Source organism: Mycobacterium sp. NGS22 (genome assembly GCF_059813095.1).
This window is the reverse complement of sequence record NZ_JCALDY010000009.1, coordinates 23967-39712: the sequence shown is the minus strand read 5'-3', so window position 1 is coordinate 39712 and position 15746 is coordinate 23967. Positions and strand designations below refer to the sequence as shown.

General features: G+C 69.5%; 16 protein-coding genes. 11 read left to right on the top strand and 5 right to left on the bottom strand.

The features are described from left to right. Positions 1-2: 2 nt before the first annotated feature. The 7 genes from AC5Y47_RS10785 to eccE all read left to right on the top strand — a co-directional run bounded on the left by AC5Y47_RS10785 (position 3) and on the right by eccE (position 6945). On the top strand, positions 3-1523 hold the full coding sequence (locus AC5Y47_RS10785; RefSeq protein ID WP_499943960.1) for a PPE family protein: 1521 nt from the start codon (positions 3-5) through the stop codon (positions 1521-1523). Between the two features lie 36 nt (positions 1524-1559). Further along, complete coding sequence (esxG, locus tag AC5Y47_RS10780; protein ID WP_499943959.1) at positions 1560-1853, top strand: type VII secretion system protein EsxG; 294 nt, start codon at positions 1560-1562, stop codon at positions 1851-1853. A 28-nt stretch (positions 1854-1881) separates the two neighbouring features. Then, positions 1882-2172 carry a WXG100 family type VII secretion target gene (locus tag AC5Y47_RS10775; RefSeq protein ID WP_499943958.1) on the top strand — a complete coding sequence of 97 codons (291 nt, stop codon included), beginning with the start codon at positions 1882-1884 and terminating at the stop codon, positions 2170-2172. Between the two features lie 8 nt (positions 2173-2180). Continuing rightward, entirely contained in the window at positions 2181-3038 is an 858-nt protein-coding gene (locus AC5Y47_RS10770) for an ESX secretion-associated protein EspG (RefSeq protein WP_499944088.1), read from the top strand. A gap of 81 nt (positions 3039-3119) precedes the next feature. Next, complete coding sequence (gene eccD / locus AC5Y47_RS10765; RefSeq protein WP_499944087.1) at positions 3120-4520, top strand: type VII secretion integral membrane protein EccD; 1401 nt, start codon at positions 3120-3122, stop codon at positions 4518-4520. Continuing rightward, positions 4517-5914: a type VII secretion-associated serine protease mycosin gene (gene mycP / locus AC5Y47_RS10760; RefSeq protein WP_499943957.1), complete on the top strand. Its 1398-nt coding sequence runs from the start codon at positions 4517-4519 to the stop codon at positions 5912-5914. The genes eccD and mycP overlap by 4 nt, the downstream gene beginning before the upstream one ends. Further along, positions 5911-6945 carry a type VII secretion protein EccE gene (eccE, locus tag AC5Y47_RS10755; RefSeq protein WP_499943956.1) on the top strand — a complete coding sequence of 345 codons (1035 nt, stop codon included), beginning with the start codon at positions 5911-5913 and terminating at the stop codon, positions 6943-6945. The genes mycP and eccE overlap by 4 nt, the downstream gene beginning before the upstream one ends. Here the strand turns inward: eccE and AC5Y47_RS10750 are convergent. Further along, positions 6932-8146 carry an alpha/beta hydrolase family protein gene (locus tag AC5Y47_RS10750; protein ID WP_499943955.1) on the bottom strand — a complete coding sequence of 405 codons (1215 nt, stop codon included), beginning with the start codon at positions 8144-8146 and terminating at the stop codon, positions 6932-6934. The two genes, eccE and AC5Y47_RS10750, sit on opposite strands and share 14 nt — an antisense overlap. A 153-nt stretch (positions 8147-8299) precedes the next feature. Here AC5Y47_RS10750 and AC5Y47_RS10745 point away from each other — a divergent pair, with 153 nt between their 5' ends. Then, on the top strand, positions 8300-9085 hold the full coding sequence (locus AC5Y47_RS10745) for a trans-aconitate 2-methyltransferase (RefSeq protein ID WP_499943954.1): 786 nt from the start codon (positions 8300-8302) through the stop codon (positions 9083-9085). On the opposite strand, the gene AC5Y47_RS10740 is transcribed toward AC5Y47_RS10745, so the two are convergent. From AC5Y47_RS10740 to AC5Y47_RS10730, 3 genes are read right to left on the bottom strand one after another with little or no spacing between them, the layout of a single operon-like run. After that, on the bottom strand, positions 9074-10501 hold the full coding sequence (locus tag AC5Y47_RS10740; RefSeq protein WP_499943952.1) for a sulfatase family protein: 1428 nt from the start codon (positions 10499-10501) through the stop codon (positions 9074-9076). The two genes, AC5Y47_RS10745 and AC5Y47_RS10740, sit on opposite strands and share 12 nt — an antisense overlap. Then, positions 10491-11174 carry a 5,6-dimethylbenzimidazole synthase gene (bluB, locus tag AC5Y47_RS10735; protein ID WP_499943951.1) on the bottom strand — a complete coding sequence of 228 codons (684 nt, stop codon included), beginning with the start codon at positions 11172-11174 and terminating at the stop codon, positions 10491-10493. The genes AC5Y47_RS10740 and bluB overlap by 11 nt, the downstream gene beginning before the upstream one ends. Positions 11175-11198: 24 nt before the next feature. Continuing rightward, positions 11199-11681, bottom strand: a complete 483-nt coding sequence (locus tag AC5Y47_RS10730; protein WP_499943950.1) for a hypothetical protein — start codon at positions 11679-11681, stop codon at positions 11199-11201. Here AC5Y47_RS10730 and AC5Y47_RS10725 point away from each other — a divergent pair. Together AC5Y47_RS10725 and AC5Y47_RS10720 are read left to right on the top strand one after the other, a co-directional pair. Beyond that, on the top strand, positions 11680-12381 hold the full coding sequence (locus tag AC5Y47_RS10725) for a phosphatase PAP2 family protein (protein ID WP_499943949.1): 702 nt from the start codon (positions 11680-11682) through the stop codon (positions 12379-12381). The genes AC5Y47_RS10730 and AC5Y47_RS10725 overlap by 2 nt on opposite strands. A 42-nt stretch (positions 12382-12423) precedes the next feature. Continuing rightward, a complete protein-coding gene (locus AC5Y47_RS10720) occupies positions 12424-13092 on the top strand; it encodes a L,D-transpeptidase family protein (RefSeq protein WP_499943948.1) in 669 nt (222 codons plus the stop codon). Between the two features lie 68 nt (positions 13093-13160). On the opposite strand, the gene AC5Y47_RS10715 is transcribed toward AC5Y47_RS10720, so the two are convergent. Then, complete coding sequence (locus tag AC5Y47_RS10715; protein ID WP_499943947.1) at positions 13161-13664, bottom strand: nuclear transport factor 2 family protein; 504 nt, start codon at positions 13662-13664, stop codon at positions 13161-13163. Between the two features lie 198 nt (positions 13665-13862). Here AC5Y47_RS10715 and AC5Y47_RS10710 point away from each other — a divergent pair, with 198 nt between their 5' ends. Then, the gene (locus AC5Y47_RS10710; RefSeq protein ID WP_499943946.1) at positions 13863-15743 is read left to right on the top strand and encodes an Hsp70 family protein; all 1881 of its coding nucleotides are present in this window, start codon (positions 13863-13865) and stop codon (positions 15741-15743) included. Positions 15744-15746: the final 3 nt, after the last annotated feature.

Here is a 15746-nt window from a genome sequence, read left to right as displayed (position 1 = left end):
ATATGAGCTCCCCCATGGGGCCGGTCTGGATCGCCTCGCCGCCTGAGGTGCATTCGGCGTTGCTCAGTAGTGGTCCTGGACCGGCGTCGCTGTTCGCGGCGGCCGGGGCCTGGAACGCGCTCAGCGCCGAATATGCCGCGACGGCAGCCGAACTCAGTGGTCTCGTGGCGGCAGTTCAAGCGGGCGCCTGGCAGGGCGCGACCGCCGAACGGTATGTGGCCGCACATCAGCCCTACATCGCGTGGCTGCACCAGGCCGGCGCCGACGCCGCGGGAACGGCGGCGCAGCACGAGATCGCGGCTTCGGCCTACACCACCGCGCTCGCGGCGATGCCCACGCTGGCGGAACTGGCCGCCAACCACATCGCGCACGGCGTGCTGGTGGCCACGAACTTCTTCGGTGTCAACACCATTCCGATCGCCCTCAACGAGGCCGACTACCTGCGGATGTGGTTGCAGGCCGCGGCCACGATGGGTCTTTACCAGGCGGCGACGGGCGCGGCGTTGGCCACTGCGCCGCGTGCCACCGCGGCACCGGCGATCGTCAGCCCCGCTGCGGAGGCCGCGGCCGCCGACTCGGGTTCGCAGTTCGACATCCTGCAGATCATCGTCAATCTCCTGCGCGACTACGTGCTACTGCTGCCCGACGGCCCACTGCTGTGGGACTTCCTGTCCAATCCGCTGCCGGCGATCCAGCAGATGATCATCGACTTCGCCACGAACCCGCAAGCCGCACTGGTCACCTGGTGGCCGCTGCTGTTCGCGCTGGGATATCAGGCGTTCTTCCAGCCCGTCGGCTGGACCTTCTGGGGCATGGTGGCGACGTCGCCGGCGTGGCTGCCGACGTTGGCCGCCGTCGGGTTGGGCAGCCTGGGGCTGCTGAACCTGATCCGGGTCGACGTGATCCCCGAGATCCCGGCCGAACAGGCGCCCGTCCCGATCGCCGGCACCGCGCCGCACAGCGTCGGCGTGGCCGGGCTCGCCCCGACCGTCGCAAGCCCGGCCGGCACGCCGGCGCCGGCACCCGCGGCCGCTGCGCCCGCCGGTACGGTCACGGCGACCGCGGCCCCGGCGGCGACGGCTTTCCCGTACGTGGTTGCCGGGCCCGACGGCTGGGGACCGGGCCTGGGTCCGACGGTGGGCGGCCGCGCCGCGGCCAAGGCGCCGGCAGCCACCATTCCCGCGGCCGGGGCGGCGGCGGCCAGCGGCGCGGCGGCTCGGGCCAAGCGACGCCGGCGCGCGCCTCAGCACCAGCACGGCGACGAGTTCCTGGACCTGGATTCGGCCGTCGACCCCATCTGGGACGACGACGCGCAGGCTTCCCGGAGCGGCGCCGGCAGGTTCGGCTTCGCGGGCACGATACCCAGGGAGACACTGCTGCAGGCCGCCGGGCTGACGGCACTGGCCGGCGACGAATTCGGCGGTGGCCCAAAGGTTCCCATGATGCCGGGCACCTGGGAACAGGCCGGGGAGGAAGGGGGGCCGGAAAGTCAGCGAGACGAACTACCGCGTGCGGGTCGTTAGAGGGATTCGGAGTCAGGGAAAGGGAAAGGGAGAGTCATGAGTTTGTTGGATGCTCATATTCCGCAGTTGGTGTCCTCGCAGTCGGCGTTCGGCGCCAAGGCGGGGTTGATGCGGCACACGATCGGTCAGGCGGAGCAGGCCGCGATGTCGGCGCAGGCGTTTCACCAGGGGGAGTCCGCGGCGGCGTTTCAGGCTGCGCACGCCCGGTTCGTGGAGGTCGCGGCACGGGTGAACACGTTGCTCGACATCGCCCAGGCCAACCTGGGCGAGGCGGCCGGTACCTATGTGGCCGCCGATGCCGCGGCCGCGTCGACCTACACCGGTTTCTGAGCCGGCTCAGACGAGAAAGGGTTTTCTGATGTCGCAGATCATGTACAACTACCCGGCGATGCTCGCTCATGCCGGGGACATGGCGGGTTATGCCGGCACCATGACGGGTTTGGGGGCCGACATCTCCGCCGAGCAGGCCGCGTTGCAGAACGCCTGGCAGGGTGACACCGGGCTGACGTATCAGGCCTGGCAGGTGCAGTGGAACCAGGCCATGGAGGACCTGGTGCGGGCCTATCAGTCGATGGCCAGCACCCACGAGGCCAACACCATGGCGATGCTGGCCCGCGACGGTGCCGAAGCCGCCAAGTGGGGCGGCTAGCGCCGACCTTGGACGCAATGCCCAATGCCGTCGAGCTGACGGTCGACCAGGCGTGGTTCATCGCGGAAACTGTTGAAGCGGGCAGCTTTCCGTGGGTGCTGGCCATCACGACGCCGTATCGTGACGCCGCGCAGCGAACCGCGTTCTTCGACCGGCAGGCCGACGAGCTGACCCGGATGGGGTTGATGACCGGGGATGTCGTCAACCCGCGGGTCGCCGACTGGATCAAAGTGGTGTGTTTCCCGGACCGTTGGCTCGACCTGCGTTACCTGGGACCCACCCGTCCCGACGGCAGCAGCGACATGCTGCGCGGCATCGTCGCGCAGCGCGCCGGCCGGACCGTGGTGGCGCTGCGCAGCGCCCAGCTGGTGACTTTCACGGCGATGGACATCGACGACCCGCGGGCGCTGGTTCCCGTTCTGGGCGTCGGACTGTCGCAGCGACCACCCGCCCGGTTCGACGAGTTCAGCATGCCGACCCGGGTGGGTGCCCGGGCCGACGAGCGACTGCGTTCGGGCGCGCCGCTCGCCGAAGTCCTCGAGTACCTGGGCATTCCGGCTTCGGCGCGGCCGGTGGTCGAGTCGGTCTTCTCCGGGCAGCGCAGCTACGTGGAGGTCGTCGCGGGCTGCAACCGGGACGGCCGGCACACCACCACCGAGGTGGGCATGAGCATCGTCGACACCGCGGCGGGACGGGTCCTGGTCAGCCCGTCCCGCGCGTTCGACGGCGAATGGGTCTCGACGTTCGCACCCGGAACCCCGTTCGCGACCGCCGTCGCGATCGAACAACTGACTTCCTATTTGCCGGACGGGGACTGGTTCCCCGGACACCGGCTGTCCCGAGACTTCTCGGCACAGACCACGTAACACACATCAAGAGAAAACGGAGAGCACGATGTTGCAGCAACGGCACCCACGAACCGAGGTCCGGTGACGGCCGGCACCGTCATGCCGATCGTCCGCGTCGCAATCCTCGCGGACAGTCGGTTGACGGAGATGGCCTTGCCCGCCGAGCTGCCGCTGCGCGAAATCCTGCCCGCGGTACAGCGTTTGGTGGTTCCGGCCACCAATGACGCCGGCGAGGCCGGTGACGCGGGCGCGGCCACCCACCTGAGCCTGGCACCTGTTGGCGGGGCGCCGTTCAGCCTGGACGCCAGCCTGGACACCGTCGGCGTGGTGGACGGTGACCTGCTGGCGTTGCAGCCGGTGCCCGCCGGTCCGGCCGCGCCGGGCATCGTCGAGGACATCGCCGACGCGGCCATGATCTTCTCCACCTCGCGGCGCAATCCGTGGGGCACCAGGCACATCCAGCGCGGTGCGCTGGCCGCGGTGATCGGTGTGACCCTGGTGGCGACCGGCCTGGCCGTCACCCATCGCGTCGCGACCGGAGCACTCGGCGGCCTGGTCGCGGTCAGTGCGATCGCCGCGCTCGTCGCGATCACCGGGCTGCTGATCACGGCGCGTTCCCCGCGCACCGGGATCGCGCTGTCGATCACCGCTCTGGTACCGATCGCCGGTGCGCTGGCGCTGGCGGTGCCCGGCAGCTTCGGCGCCGCACAGGTGTTGCTGGCCGCGGCGGGCGTCGCCGCCTGGTCGCTGGTCGCCCTGATCGTGCCCAGCGCGGAGCGCGAGCGCGCCGTGGCACTGTTCACCACCACGGCCGTGGTGGGGCTCGCGGTGGCACTGGCCGCCGGCGCCGAATTGCTCTGGCAGCCACCGCTGCTCACGATCGGCTGCGGGCTGATTGTCGCGGCGCTGCTGATCACCATCCAGGCGGCCCAACTCTCGGCGCTGTGGGCCCGGTTCCCGCTGCCCGTCATCCCGGCACCCGGAGACCCGACGCCGGCGCCGCCGTCGTCGCGGGTGCTCGAGGATCTGCCGCGGCGGGTGCGGATCGGCGACGCCCACCAGAACGGGTTCATCGCCGCGGCCGTGCTGCTCAGTGTCGCCGGCTCGGTGGCCATCGCGCTGCGTCCGGAGACGTTGAGCGTGGCGGGTTGGTACGTGGTCGGCGCGACGTCGCTGGCGGCTACGCTGCGCGCGCGGGTGTGGGACTCCGCCGCCTGCAAAGCCTGGCTGCTCGCCCAGCCGTTCCTGGTGGCCGGCACGCTGCTGGTGCACTACACCGCGACCGGCCGTTACGTCGCTGCCCTGGGCGCGGTTGCGGTGCTCGTCGTGCTGGTGCTGGTGTGGGTCGTGGTGGCGCTGAACCCGGCCGTCGCCTCGCCGGACAGCTACTCGCTGCCGCTGCGCCGGCTGCTGGGCTTCCTCGCGGCCGGGCTGGATGCCTCCCTGATCCCGGTGATGGCGTTCCTGGTGGGATTGTTCGCCTGGGTGCTCAATCGATGATGCGTGCGGGATCAGCCTGTCTGGCAGCCGCTCTGGTGGCTGTGCAGGCGGGGCTGGCGGCTCCGCCGGCCCTGGCGGTCGGCCCGCCGGTGGTCGACGCCGCCGCGCAACCGCCCACCGGCTCCCCGGGACCCGTGCTGCCCATGGAGCAGCGCGGCCAGTGCAGCGTCTCCGGGGTGATCCCGGGCACCGACGCGGGGCTGCCGACCCCGAGCCAGACATCGCTGAATCTGCCTGCGGCATGGCAGTTCTCGCGCGGTGAAGGCCAGCTGGTGGCCATCATCGACACCGGTGTACGGCCCGGTCCGCGGCTGAACAACGTCGATGCCGGTGGTGACTTCGTGGAGTCCACCGACGGCCTGACCGACTGCGACGGGCACGGCACCCTGGTGGCCGGTATCGTCGCCGGCCAGCCCGGTGACGACGGGTTCTCCGGCGTGGCGCCGGCGGCCCGGCTGCTGTCCATCCGGGTGACGTCGGCCAAGTTCTCACCGCGCACGCCGGGCGGAGATCCGGCGCTGGCGCGCGCCGCCGCCGAGATCGAGGCGCTGGCCCGGGCGGTCGTGCACGCCGCCGACCGCGGTGCCCGGGTGATCAACATTTCCGCGATCACCTGCCTGCCCGCCGATCGCCCGGTGGACCAGGCCGCGCTGGGCGCGGCGATCAAGTACGCGGCGGTGGAGAAGGACGCGGTGATCGTGGCCGCCGCCGGAAACAGCGGCCCCACCGGTTCGGTCGCCGGCGGAACGTCGTGCGACTCGAACCCGCTGACCGATCTGAGTCGACCCGACGACCCGCGTAACTGGGCCGGCGTCACCTCGGTCTCCGTCCCGTCCTGGTGGCAGCCCTACGTGTTGTCGGCGGCCTCGGTCGCGCCCGACGGCCGTCCGTCGAAATTCACCATGGCCGGTCCGTGGGTGGGCATCGCCGCACCGGGGGAGAACATCGCCTCGGTGAGCAACTCCGACGGCGGCGGTGTGGCCAACGGCCTGCCCGACGACCACCAGCAGCTGATCCCGCTCAGCGGCACCAGCTACGCGGCCGGTTACGTCTCCGGCGTCGCGGCACTGGTACGCGCCAAGTATCCGGCGCTGCCCGCCGCCGAGGTGGTGCGTCGCATCTCCGCCACCGCGCAGAACGGCCCGCGGGACCCGTCCAACATGGTCGGAGCCGGCACCCTGGATGCGGCCGCGGCGCTGACGTGGCAGTTGCCGGCCGACTCCGCGCCGCCGAACCCGGCCACCAGACCGGTCGCCGTCCCGCCGCCACCGCCGGCCCCGGACACCACCCCCCGCAACGTCGCGCTGGTAGGAGCCGGCGTGCTGACGTTGCTCGTCCTAGTCACCGCAGCCACGGTGGCGGTAACGCGCCGCCGAAAGGAGCCCACCCCGTGAGCCAGTCGCTCGAATCCACGTCGTGGCCGGGAGCCGCGCGGATCACCCTGGCACTGCTGGCCGTCGTGCCCGCCGCCATGGCCTACCCCTGGCAGTCCTCCCGTGCCCACCTGCTGATCGGCATCGCCGTCGTGGCGCTGATCCTGCTGTTCGGCCGTTGGCGCGGACTGTATGTCACCACGATCCTGCGTCGCCGGCTGGCGATCCTGGGCCGCGGTAACCGGACGGACCCCGAACCGGACGCCGAGACCCGCACCACGGCGCTGCTGCGGGTGGGTCCGGGCCCGTCGGAGTCCGAGGTGTTGCCGTTGCCGCTGATCGCCGGCTACCTGGACCGCTACGGCATCCGCGCCGACAGTGTCCGAATCACCAACCGGGACACCGCATCCGGACGGCGGGAGACCTGGATCGGGCTGACGGTGTCGGCCGTGGACAACCTGGCGGCCCTGCAGGCCCGCTCGGCGCGGATCCCGCTGCACGAGACCGCGGAGGTCGCCGCCCGCCGGCTCGCCGATCACCTGCGCGAAATCGGCTGGGAGGCCGGCACTGTGGTGCCCGAGGATGTTCCGGAACTGCTGTCCACCCCATCCCAGGGTGGGGCACGCGAGACCTGGCGTGCGGTCCAGCAGAGCGGGTCGGAACATGTTGCGGCATACCGGATCACGGTGGACACGGCACTGGCCGAGACCCTTGACGCGGTGCGGTCCGAGCCCGCCCGGGAGACCTGGACGGCGCTGGAGATCGGGCGCGGCGGCCACGGCGGGCCTTACACGGTTGCCGCCGCATGCGCCTTCCGCACGGACGACGCGCCGGGAAGCGCCGCGCCGGCCGCCGGGTTGACGCTGGAACGTGGCAATCAGCGTCCGGCGCTGGCGGCGCTGGATCCGCTGTCCACCCGTCGCCTCGCCGGGCACACCGCGGCACCCGCCGAGCTGCTCGCCCGGCTGCCGTGGCCCACCTCGCTGCCCGGCGCACACCGCGCGCCGAGCAGCGAGGCCGCCACCCAGGTGATCGCGCTCAGTCGTACATGAACTGATGCAGGAACGGCGTCATCCGGCGCAGGTAGTCCAGTTGGCTGACGTGCAGCACGTGGCTGCCCGGGAACCAGTGCAGCGCGCACCGGTCCCAGTGTTCCCACAACGCCACCGCATGTTGCGGCGGCGCCATCCGGTCACCGAGCCCGGTGATGATCATCCGACGATTCTTGGGCAGTAGCGGCCGGTAGTTGAGCGGCCCGTGGTAGGCCAGGCCGGCCTGCAGCTCTTCGCGGCTGATGCTGGTCAGCCGCAACCCCAGCCCGACGAGCGTACTGGCCGGGAACCATTCGGCGAACAGGTCTCCCGGCGTGATGACCGGGCAGTTGGGGATGACGGCCTCGAGCCGGTCGTCGACGGAGGCCACCAGCGCCGATGTGTAGCCGCCCAGCGACAGACCGGTCAGCGCGATCCGTTCGACGCCGGTGCCGCGCAGGTAGTCCACGATCGAGCGAAAGTCGTGCACCGCCTGGGCCATCGCCTCGGCGAACCCGCTCAGCCCGCTCGCGAAATAGCCGTAACCGCTGAACGGCGAACACCTTTCGGCGCGCTTGCCGTGAAATGGCAAGGTGTACAACAAGACGTCGTAGCCGGACCGGAAATACCACGGCAAAGAGAAGAACAATCCGTTGAAGACGTACGACGAGCCCATGAACCCGTGGATCACGCATAGCGTCGGGCGCGGACCGTCGTCGTGACGCCAGTGCTGGGCGTGCACGATGTTGTTGGCCGACAGCGCACTCCAGCTCTCGCGCATGGCCGGGTTGACGGCGCGGAAGCTGCTGGGGAAGGCGATGTTGTCGATGGTGGCCAACGCGACCCGCTCGGCGAGTCGGCTGGGCCGGCGCTGCACGTCGGTGGGAGGCTGCGTCGGCGCCGGGAACGACTTACCCGGATCGTGCTCGGCCGCCAGTTCGGCGTAGAACTTCAGGCTGTCGCGCTCGCTTTCGGCGTGGCGCCGGCGCAGGTTGGCGGCCACGACGGCGGGAGCCACCGTGGTGGCGAGCAACGACGACGCCGACGTGCGCAACGCGACGTCGCCGACCGCCGAGGCCGTCACGACCACCCGCTGGCGCAGCGACAGTGACGACGTCGCGGGCAATCCCTCGCTGGTGGCGTCCGCGCCGGGCACGTCGGGTACCGGGACGGGCGGACTGATCGGATCCGCTTCGGCGGTCACCTCTGAGGTTTCGGACATCTCGCCGATCGTAACTCGCCGGTCTGGGCGATCGAGGAGGAATAGACCCCCTCGTCAATTTCGCAATTCTGCCCCGTCGGTGCGCACCGCGGAGCGGTCCGGTAATACGGTTTGTCTAAGACACACAAGACGGTGTCGATCAGGAGGACCGATATGTGGGATCCCGACGTCTATCTGGCCTTCGCCGATCACCGCAGCCGCCCGTTCTACGACTTGCTGTCGCGGGTCGGGGCCGACCGGGCGCGCCGGGTGGTCGACCTGGGTTGCGGTCCCGGACATCTGACGCGCTACCTGGCGAAGCGCTGGCCCAGCGCGGTGATCGAGGCGATCGACAGTTCACCGGAGATGGTGGCGGCGGCGCGGGAACGCGGAATCGACGCCAACACCGCCGACCTGCGTAACTGGAAGCCCCAGCCGGACACCGACGTGGTGGTCAGCAACGCCGCGCTGCACTGGGTGCCCGAGCACTCCGAGTTGCTGGTCAGGTGGACCGGCCAACTCGCGTCCGGCTCGTGGATCGCCGTCCAGATCCCGGGCAATTTCGAGACCCCGTCGCATGCCGCGGTGCGCGCGCTGGCACGCCGGGAACCGTACGCAAAGATCATGCGCGACATACCGTTTCGGGTTGGCGCCGTGGTGCAGCCGCCGTCGCACTACGCCGACCTGCTGATGGACGCCGGCTGCCGGGTCGACGTGTGGGAGACCACCTACCTGCACCAGTTGACCGGTGAGCATCCGGTGCTGGAATGGATCACCGGGACTGCGCTGGTGCCGGTGCGCGACCGACTCGACGACGAGGGATGGGAACAGTTCCGCGCCGAACTCATCCCGCTGCTGGACGACGCGTACCCGCCGCGCCCGGACGGCACGACGATCTTCCCGTTCCGGCGGGTTTTCCTGGTGGCGCAGGTCGGTGCGGCGCGCCGGTCAGGTGGCTAACCCCGGCTCGACCTCGTCTTCGATGCCGCGGTCGGTGGCGATGGCCGATCGGCTGGTGGGGACCGTGCGGTGGATGCGCAGGTACGTTTCGGTGTAGCGCTCGGAGATGCGGGTGCCGGCGAAATCCGACGGGATCACGTCGCCGGTGCGCTGGCGCCAATCATGAAGTCGGACAGCAAGATCCGACGCGACGGAGTCGGTGTACGCGTCGCGGGCGCCGGTGCCGTCCAACAGGTTGTTGCTCTCGGTGGGATCGGCGCGCAGGTCGTAGAGTTCGCGTTCCGGACGGGGTGCCGTGACCAGGGGGGCGACGGCCAGTCCCGACGGGCTCTGCTCGATGTCCCACGGCAGGTCCAGCAGTGGCCGCGGGACGTAGTTCTCGATGTAGCTGTATTCCTTGGTGCGGATCGCCCGAATCGGGTCGAACGAGTCGTGGTAGGTCTTCGTGGTGTACAGGTGCTCGCGCACCGGCGCTTCCGGCTGGGGCGCCAGCAGGGCGCCGGCATGCGAGACGCCGTCGACGTCGTCCGGCACGGTCACACCCAGCAGACCCAACAAGGTCGGCAACAGGTCGACACCGCTGAACAACTCGTCGTAGACCCGCGGCGCCACCGACAGCCCGGTGGGCGGCCGGACGAGCAGCGCGATGCCGGTTCCGGCGTCGTACAGCGTGGATTTCGCGCGGGGGAAGGCCGGACCGTGATCGGTGAAGAACACCACCCAGGTGCTGGCGTCCAGGCCGGTTTCGGCGAGCGTGTCCAAGATGGTGCCCACCGCGGTGTCCGCGGTGCTGATGGACCCGTAGAAGTCGGCGAGGTCGCCGCGCACCTCGGGAGTGTCGGGTAGGTAGTCGGGCAGGTCGACGGCGGCGCTGTCGGCCGGTTGGTACCGGTCGTGCGGGTAGGGCCGGTGGGTTTCGAAGAACCCGGCGGTGAGCAGGAACGGCCGTGCCGACGGGTCCTCGGAGTTGCCGTCCCGCACCCATTCGTGCAGCCATCGTTCGACCTTGTCCACCACGTACTCGCAGTAGGAGTTGGACACGTCGAACTCGTCGAAACCCAGCCGCTTGGGGTAGGACGTCTCATGCTGCATACCGAAAAGCGCAGAGTACCAACCGGATTCGTTCAACAACTGGGGCAAGGTGCGCACGTCGCTGCGGTATTCCCAGCCGTGGTGCGCCAGACCGATCAGACCGTTGCTCTGTGGATAGCGACCAGTGAACAGCGAGCCGCGCGACGGCGAGCACAGCGGCGCGGTGGCGTGCGCCCGGGTGAACAGGATGCCCTCGGCGGCCAGGCGGTCCAGTCGCGGACTCGACACGTCGGGGTGCCCGTACGCGCCGAGGTAGCGCCCCAGGTCGTGCCAGTGCACCAGCAGAATGTTCTTGCCGGCCGCGCCTGCGTGGTCATTCGTCAAGGTCGGTCACCCTTCGTACGTGTGCGGCCGGGCTCCATCGGTTCTCCGTGACGAACTCGTGCAACGGTCGCGCCACGGCCCAGCGGTCCAATTCCAGCACCGGCCGATCCGGGAACTCCGGCACCGGCCCCAGGCACAGGATCGCCACCGGTTCGGCGTCGGCGGGCATCTGCAGCAACGCCGCCAACCGCCGCGGATCGAACAGCGACACCCAACCCATGCCCAGACCTTCGGACCGGGCCGCCAGCCACAGGTTCTGGATCGCGCACGACACCGAGGCCAGGTCCATCTGCGGCAGCGTGCGCCGGCCGAAGACGTGCGCGTCCCGGCCGTCGCACAGCGCTACGACCAGCAACTCCGCGCAGTCCAGGACGCCTTCGACCTTGAGCGCCAGAAACTCGGCTTCCCGCGGCCCCAGCGCACTCCCGGTATGCGCACGCTCGGCGTCGACGAGTGCATGAATCCGGTGCCGAAGCCGGGTGTCGGTGATCCGGATGAACCGCCACGGCTGCATCAACCCCACACTGGGCGCGGCGTGTGCCGCTTGCAGCAGACGTGTCAGCACCTCCTCGCGCACCTCGCCGCCCGGTACGAAGCGGCGCATGTCTCGTCGTTCGGAGATCACCCGGTACACGGCGCGGCGTTCTGCCGCGGTGAACGCGTGATCTGTCACTGGGCCATCGTAGGAACGCGACCGTCAGGGACTGTAGGTGACGCCCACCGCCCGGATCACATACTCGGGCGGCACGTCGAAAGCCAGCGACCGCCGCGGCAGCAGGGCCAGCACGTCTTCGTCGATCGCGTCCTTGAAATGCAGCGAGAGATGGCCGTGGAAACGCTGGTTGACGGCGGCGGTGTCCAGGTCGAGCTGCAATCCCGTTGCGGATATCTCCGCGCGGGCGGCTCCGCTGTTCGGCTCGTCCCATCGCACGTCCATCGCGCGGCCAGCCAGTTTCGGCACCACCGACAGCGTCGCCAGGGCCCGCTGCGAGGTGAACGCCAGCGCGCCCACGTAGCCGGCGATGCTGCCTTGGGACCGGATGCCGGGAATGGCGCCGCTGAACCGTCGGGTGACCGGGATGGACTCGGCCAGGTACAGAAGTCCCTCGTCGTCCAGCCGGGCCCGCAGATCCGCAGGTAATTTGCCGACGCCGAACAACTTCCGAACAATCACCGCCATGACGCCAGTATGGGGTGGTTTCGCCGTGCGCGCACCGATCCTGCGAGCTTCGTGGGCGACGGGTCTGGCCGCGGCCGCGGTGCTGCTCTACGTCATGTTGTGGGTCGGGCACCGTCAGGAGTGGGGCTGGCTGGTGGCTTTCGACTGGTCGCTGCTGAACCCGGCGCACGACGTCGGCGTCAAGCACGACGGTTGGGTGCGGTTCTGGGTTGCTGTGTCTTTCGTCCTGGGTCCGGTCCCGATGCGGTTGGTGGGGTTGGCGGCCACCGTGCTGGCTCTGGTGCGCCGCCGGGTGCGGATGGCGTTGTTGTTGTTGTTCTGTGGGCCGCTCAACGGACTGGTGACGATGCTGGCCAAGGGCCTGGCCGGGCGGCCGCGCCCGGCGACGGCGCTGGTGGTGATTCCGGAGTCGTCGTTTCCGTCCGGGCATGCCCTCGAGGCCATGTGCGGTGTGCTCGCCTTGCTGACGTTTGCGTGGCCGCTGTTGACCCGCGCGCCGGTGCGTGTCGCCGCGATGGCGCTGGGGGCGCTGGCGGTGTTCATCGTCGGCGTCGCGCGCGTCGCCCTCAACGTGCATCACCCCTCGGACGTGATCGCCGGCTGGGCACTGGGATACGTGTATTTCCTGCTGTGCCTGTGGGTGTTTCGGCCGCAACCGGTCGAGTGTTCATCACGGCCGCGTGACCCAATCGGGCCTTAACCTTTACTTGACCCTCACCTCGGCCGGTCTGACGATGAAACGATGCGCCGACTGGTAGCTCTGCTGTGTGCTGCGGTATGCGCCGTCGGTGCGGCGGCGGTGTTGGCGACGGGATCCGCGCAGGTGGCCGGCGCCGCGGGCAATCCGTGGTTCGCGAACTCGGTCGGCAATGCGACACAAGTGGTTTCGGTTGTCTCCACCGGTGGTTCGAACGCCAAGATGGACATCTACCAGCGCACCGCGGCCGGCTGGCAACCGCTCAAGACCGGGATACCCACCCATGTCGGCTCGGCGGGCATGGCGCCGCAGGCCCGAAGCGGCTATCCCGCCACCCCGATGGGGGTGTACACCCTGGACTCCGCCTTCGGAACCGCGCCCAATCCCGGTGGGGGACTGCCCTATACGCAGGTCGGACCCAATCACTGGTGGAGCGGTGACGATCACAGTCCCACCTTCAACTCGATGCAGGTGTGTCAGAAAGCCCAGTGTTCCTTCAACACTGCCGAAAGCGAGAACCTGCAGATCCCGCAGTACAAGCACTCGGTGGTGATGGGCGTCAACAAGAACAAGGTGCCCGGCGGCGGCGCCGCATTCTTCTTTCACACCACCGACGGCGGACCCACCGAGGGTTGCGTGGCAATCGACGACGCCACGCTGGTGTCGATCATCAAGTGGCTGCGTCCCGGCGCCGTCATCGCGATCGCCAAGTAGCGTTCCCCCGCGAGAAGACGCAAAAGCCCCGATTTGCTCCGCAAATCAGGGGCTTTTGCGTCTTCTCGTCAGGCTAGGTCCGCCCGCGCGCGGCCGGGCTTGAGGTGGAACTTCAGGTCCGCCACCGACATCGTCGCCTCGTAGGTGCGGTCGTATCCGGTGGCGCTGATCCGCCACCCGTCCGGGGTGCGCCGGTACTGGTCGCGGTAGAACGCCGCCCCGATCAGCATGAAGTCGTACTCGGCCACGATGACCCGGTCCTGCAGGTACCAGATGCCCGACGCGGTGTCGCCGGTGACGGTGACCTCCGGATGCGTCACCCGGTGTTCGGTGACCACACCGGGCCCCATCGCCGAGCTCAGGTACTCCACCAGGTCCTTGCGGTTGTCGAAGTGCAACTCCTTGCCCAGCGACGAGCCGTAGGCGCCGACGATGTCCTCGGTCATGGTGTCCGCGAACTCGTCCCAGTGCTTGGTGTCCATCGCCCGCAGGTAGCGGTACTTGACCTGTTTGATCGCTTCGACGTCTGCCACGGGGAACTCGGGAAGGCTCACCCGGTCATTGCAGCACATCGGGGCGGCGCCCTCAGCGCAGGGGCGGTGAATCGAACGCCGGCGGGTGCGGTCTGTCAAGAGTGACGCGGGTACCTTTTTGATGACGACACGGCCACGACCGGATACCAATGAGGTTGGGGCCGAACCATATTCAGCCGCACCGCGGCTATGGTTGACGCGCTGGCTACCGACCCTGTCGACGAAAGTATTGGCCATATGTACGACCCGCTGGGGTTGTCGATCGGGACCATGAACATGGTCGCGGCGACGAACGGGAGTTCTCCGGTCGTCCGTCGCGCCGTGCTCACCCTGTATCCGCATTGCGCCCCGAAACTCGTTGCGCCCGAGGAAAACTCGAGTGCGACCGAACTGGGCCTGCCGATGAGTGGCTTCGTGGAGCGCATCGGCGACTCGGTGGCACTGGTCTCCCCGGACGGCTCGGCGCACGACCCCGACCTGCTGACGGTCGAGGCGCTGGAGGCCATGGTCGTCGCGGCCGGGGCCGACTCCAGTGCCGCCGAGATCGCGATCGCCGTTCCCGCGCACTGGAAACCGGGCACCGTGCAGGCATTGCGAAACGCCTTGCGTACCCACGTCGGCTTCGTGCGCAGCGGGATGGCCCCGCGCCTGGTCTCCGATGCCATAGCAGGGCTGACGGCGGTCAAAGCCGAGGCGGAACTCCCGCCGGGCGGCGTGGTGGGACTGCTGGATTTCGGTGCGTCCGCAACGCAGGTGACACTGCTGGAGATCAAGGCTGACTTCGAACCTGTCGGCGCCACAATGCGTTACGAGGAATTCTCGGGCAACCAGATCGACCAGGCGGTACTACTGCACGCCATCGACATGCTCGGTCACGAAGACGCCGACGTGGGCCGGTTGGGCCGGTTGCAGGCGCAGTGCCGGGAGGCCAAGGAGCGACTGTCGACCGATGCGGTGACCGAGCTCTCGGTCGAGCTTTCCGGTGCCAGTGCGGCACTGGAATTGACCCGCGACAAGTTCGAGGACCTGATTCGAGACCGGTTCAGCGGCCTGGTCTATGCGTTCGACGACATGCTGGCACAGCATGACTTCCGTTTCGCCGACCTGGCCGCATTGGTCACAGTCGGCGGCGGAGCCAGCATTCCGCTTGTCGCCCAACGCCTTTCGGCGCACACCCGGATTCCGGTCCTGACCGCCGCGCAGCCGTTGTGCGCCGCCGCGCAGGGGGCGTTGCTGCTGGCCGACCGCGGCGACCTGCTCGACCTGCGGACCCGCGCGTCCATCGGTGTGATGGCGGGAGTCGCCGGCACCGCCCTGCTCGACTCGCCACCGGCTCGCGACGTGCTGGTAATCGACCACGACGCGTTGACCGATCGCGAGTTGGCCTGGTCGCAAACCGAGTTCCCCGAAGTGCTGACCCGGTTCGAGGGCGACTCCTACAACGAAGACGGCCCCTGCTTCTCGATGCGGCTGAACGTGATCGATCCGCCCAAGGAGCCGCCGTGGCGACGCGTCCGGCTGTCGCAGGTGCTGATCGGGCTCTGCGCGGCGGTCGCGATGACGGCTATCGGGGGGGTGGCCATCACATTGACCGCCCTCGAGCAGCGCCAGGCGCCGCACAAGCCCGCGATCGTGCCCAGCGTGGCACCGACACCGTCCTCTCCCAGCGCCAAGCTGCCCAGCCCGGCCCCGGCCAGTCCGGTCGAGCCCAGCCCGCTGCCGCCTCCCAGCGAGGCGCCGGCCCCGAGTGTGGTGGCGCCACCGCCCAGCCAGGAGACACCACCGCCGGCGCCCCCGATGACGACGACCAGGCCGGCGCCGGTGACCACGACCAGGCCGCCGGTCGCCACGACAACAGTCACCACCACCGCGCCCCCGCCCTCGGCGGCGGAGGCACCGGCGGCCGCGGAGGCACCCAGCGCGGCGGAGGCGCCGAGCGCCCCGGAGTCGCCGTCGTCGGTGCGGATGACCACGCAGTGGTTGCACGTCCCGCTGATCCCGGTTCCGATACCGATCCAGGTGCCGGCCAACGGAGCCCCCCAGAACCAGGTTCCGCAGACCCAGCTCCAGCAGGATCCGGGTCCACAGAACCCGTTCTCGAGTCCCGGCAGTCCATGATTT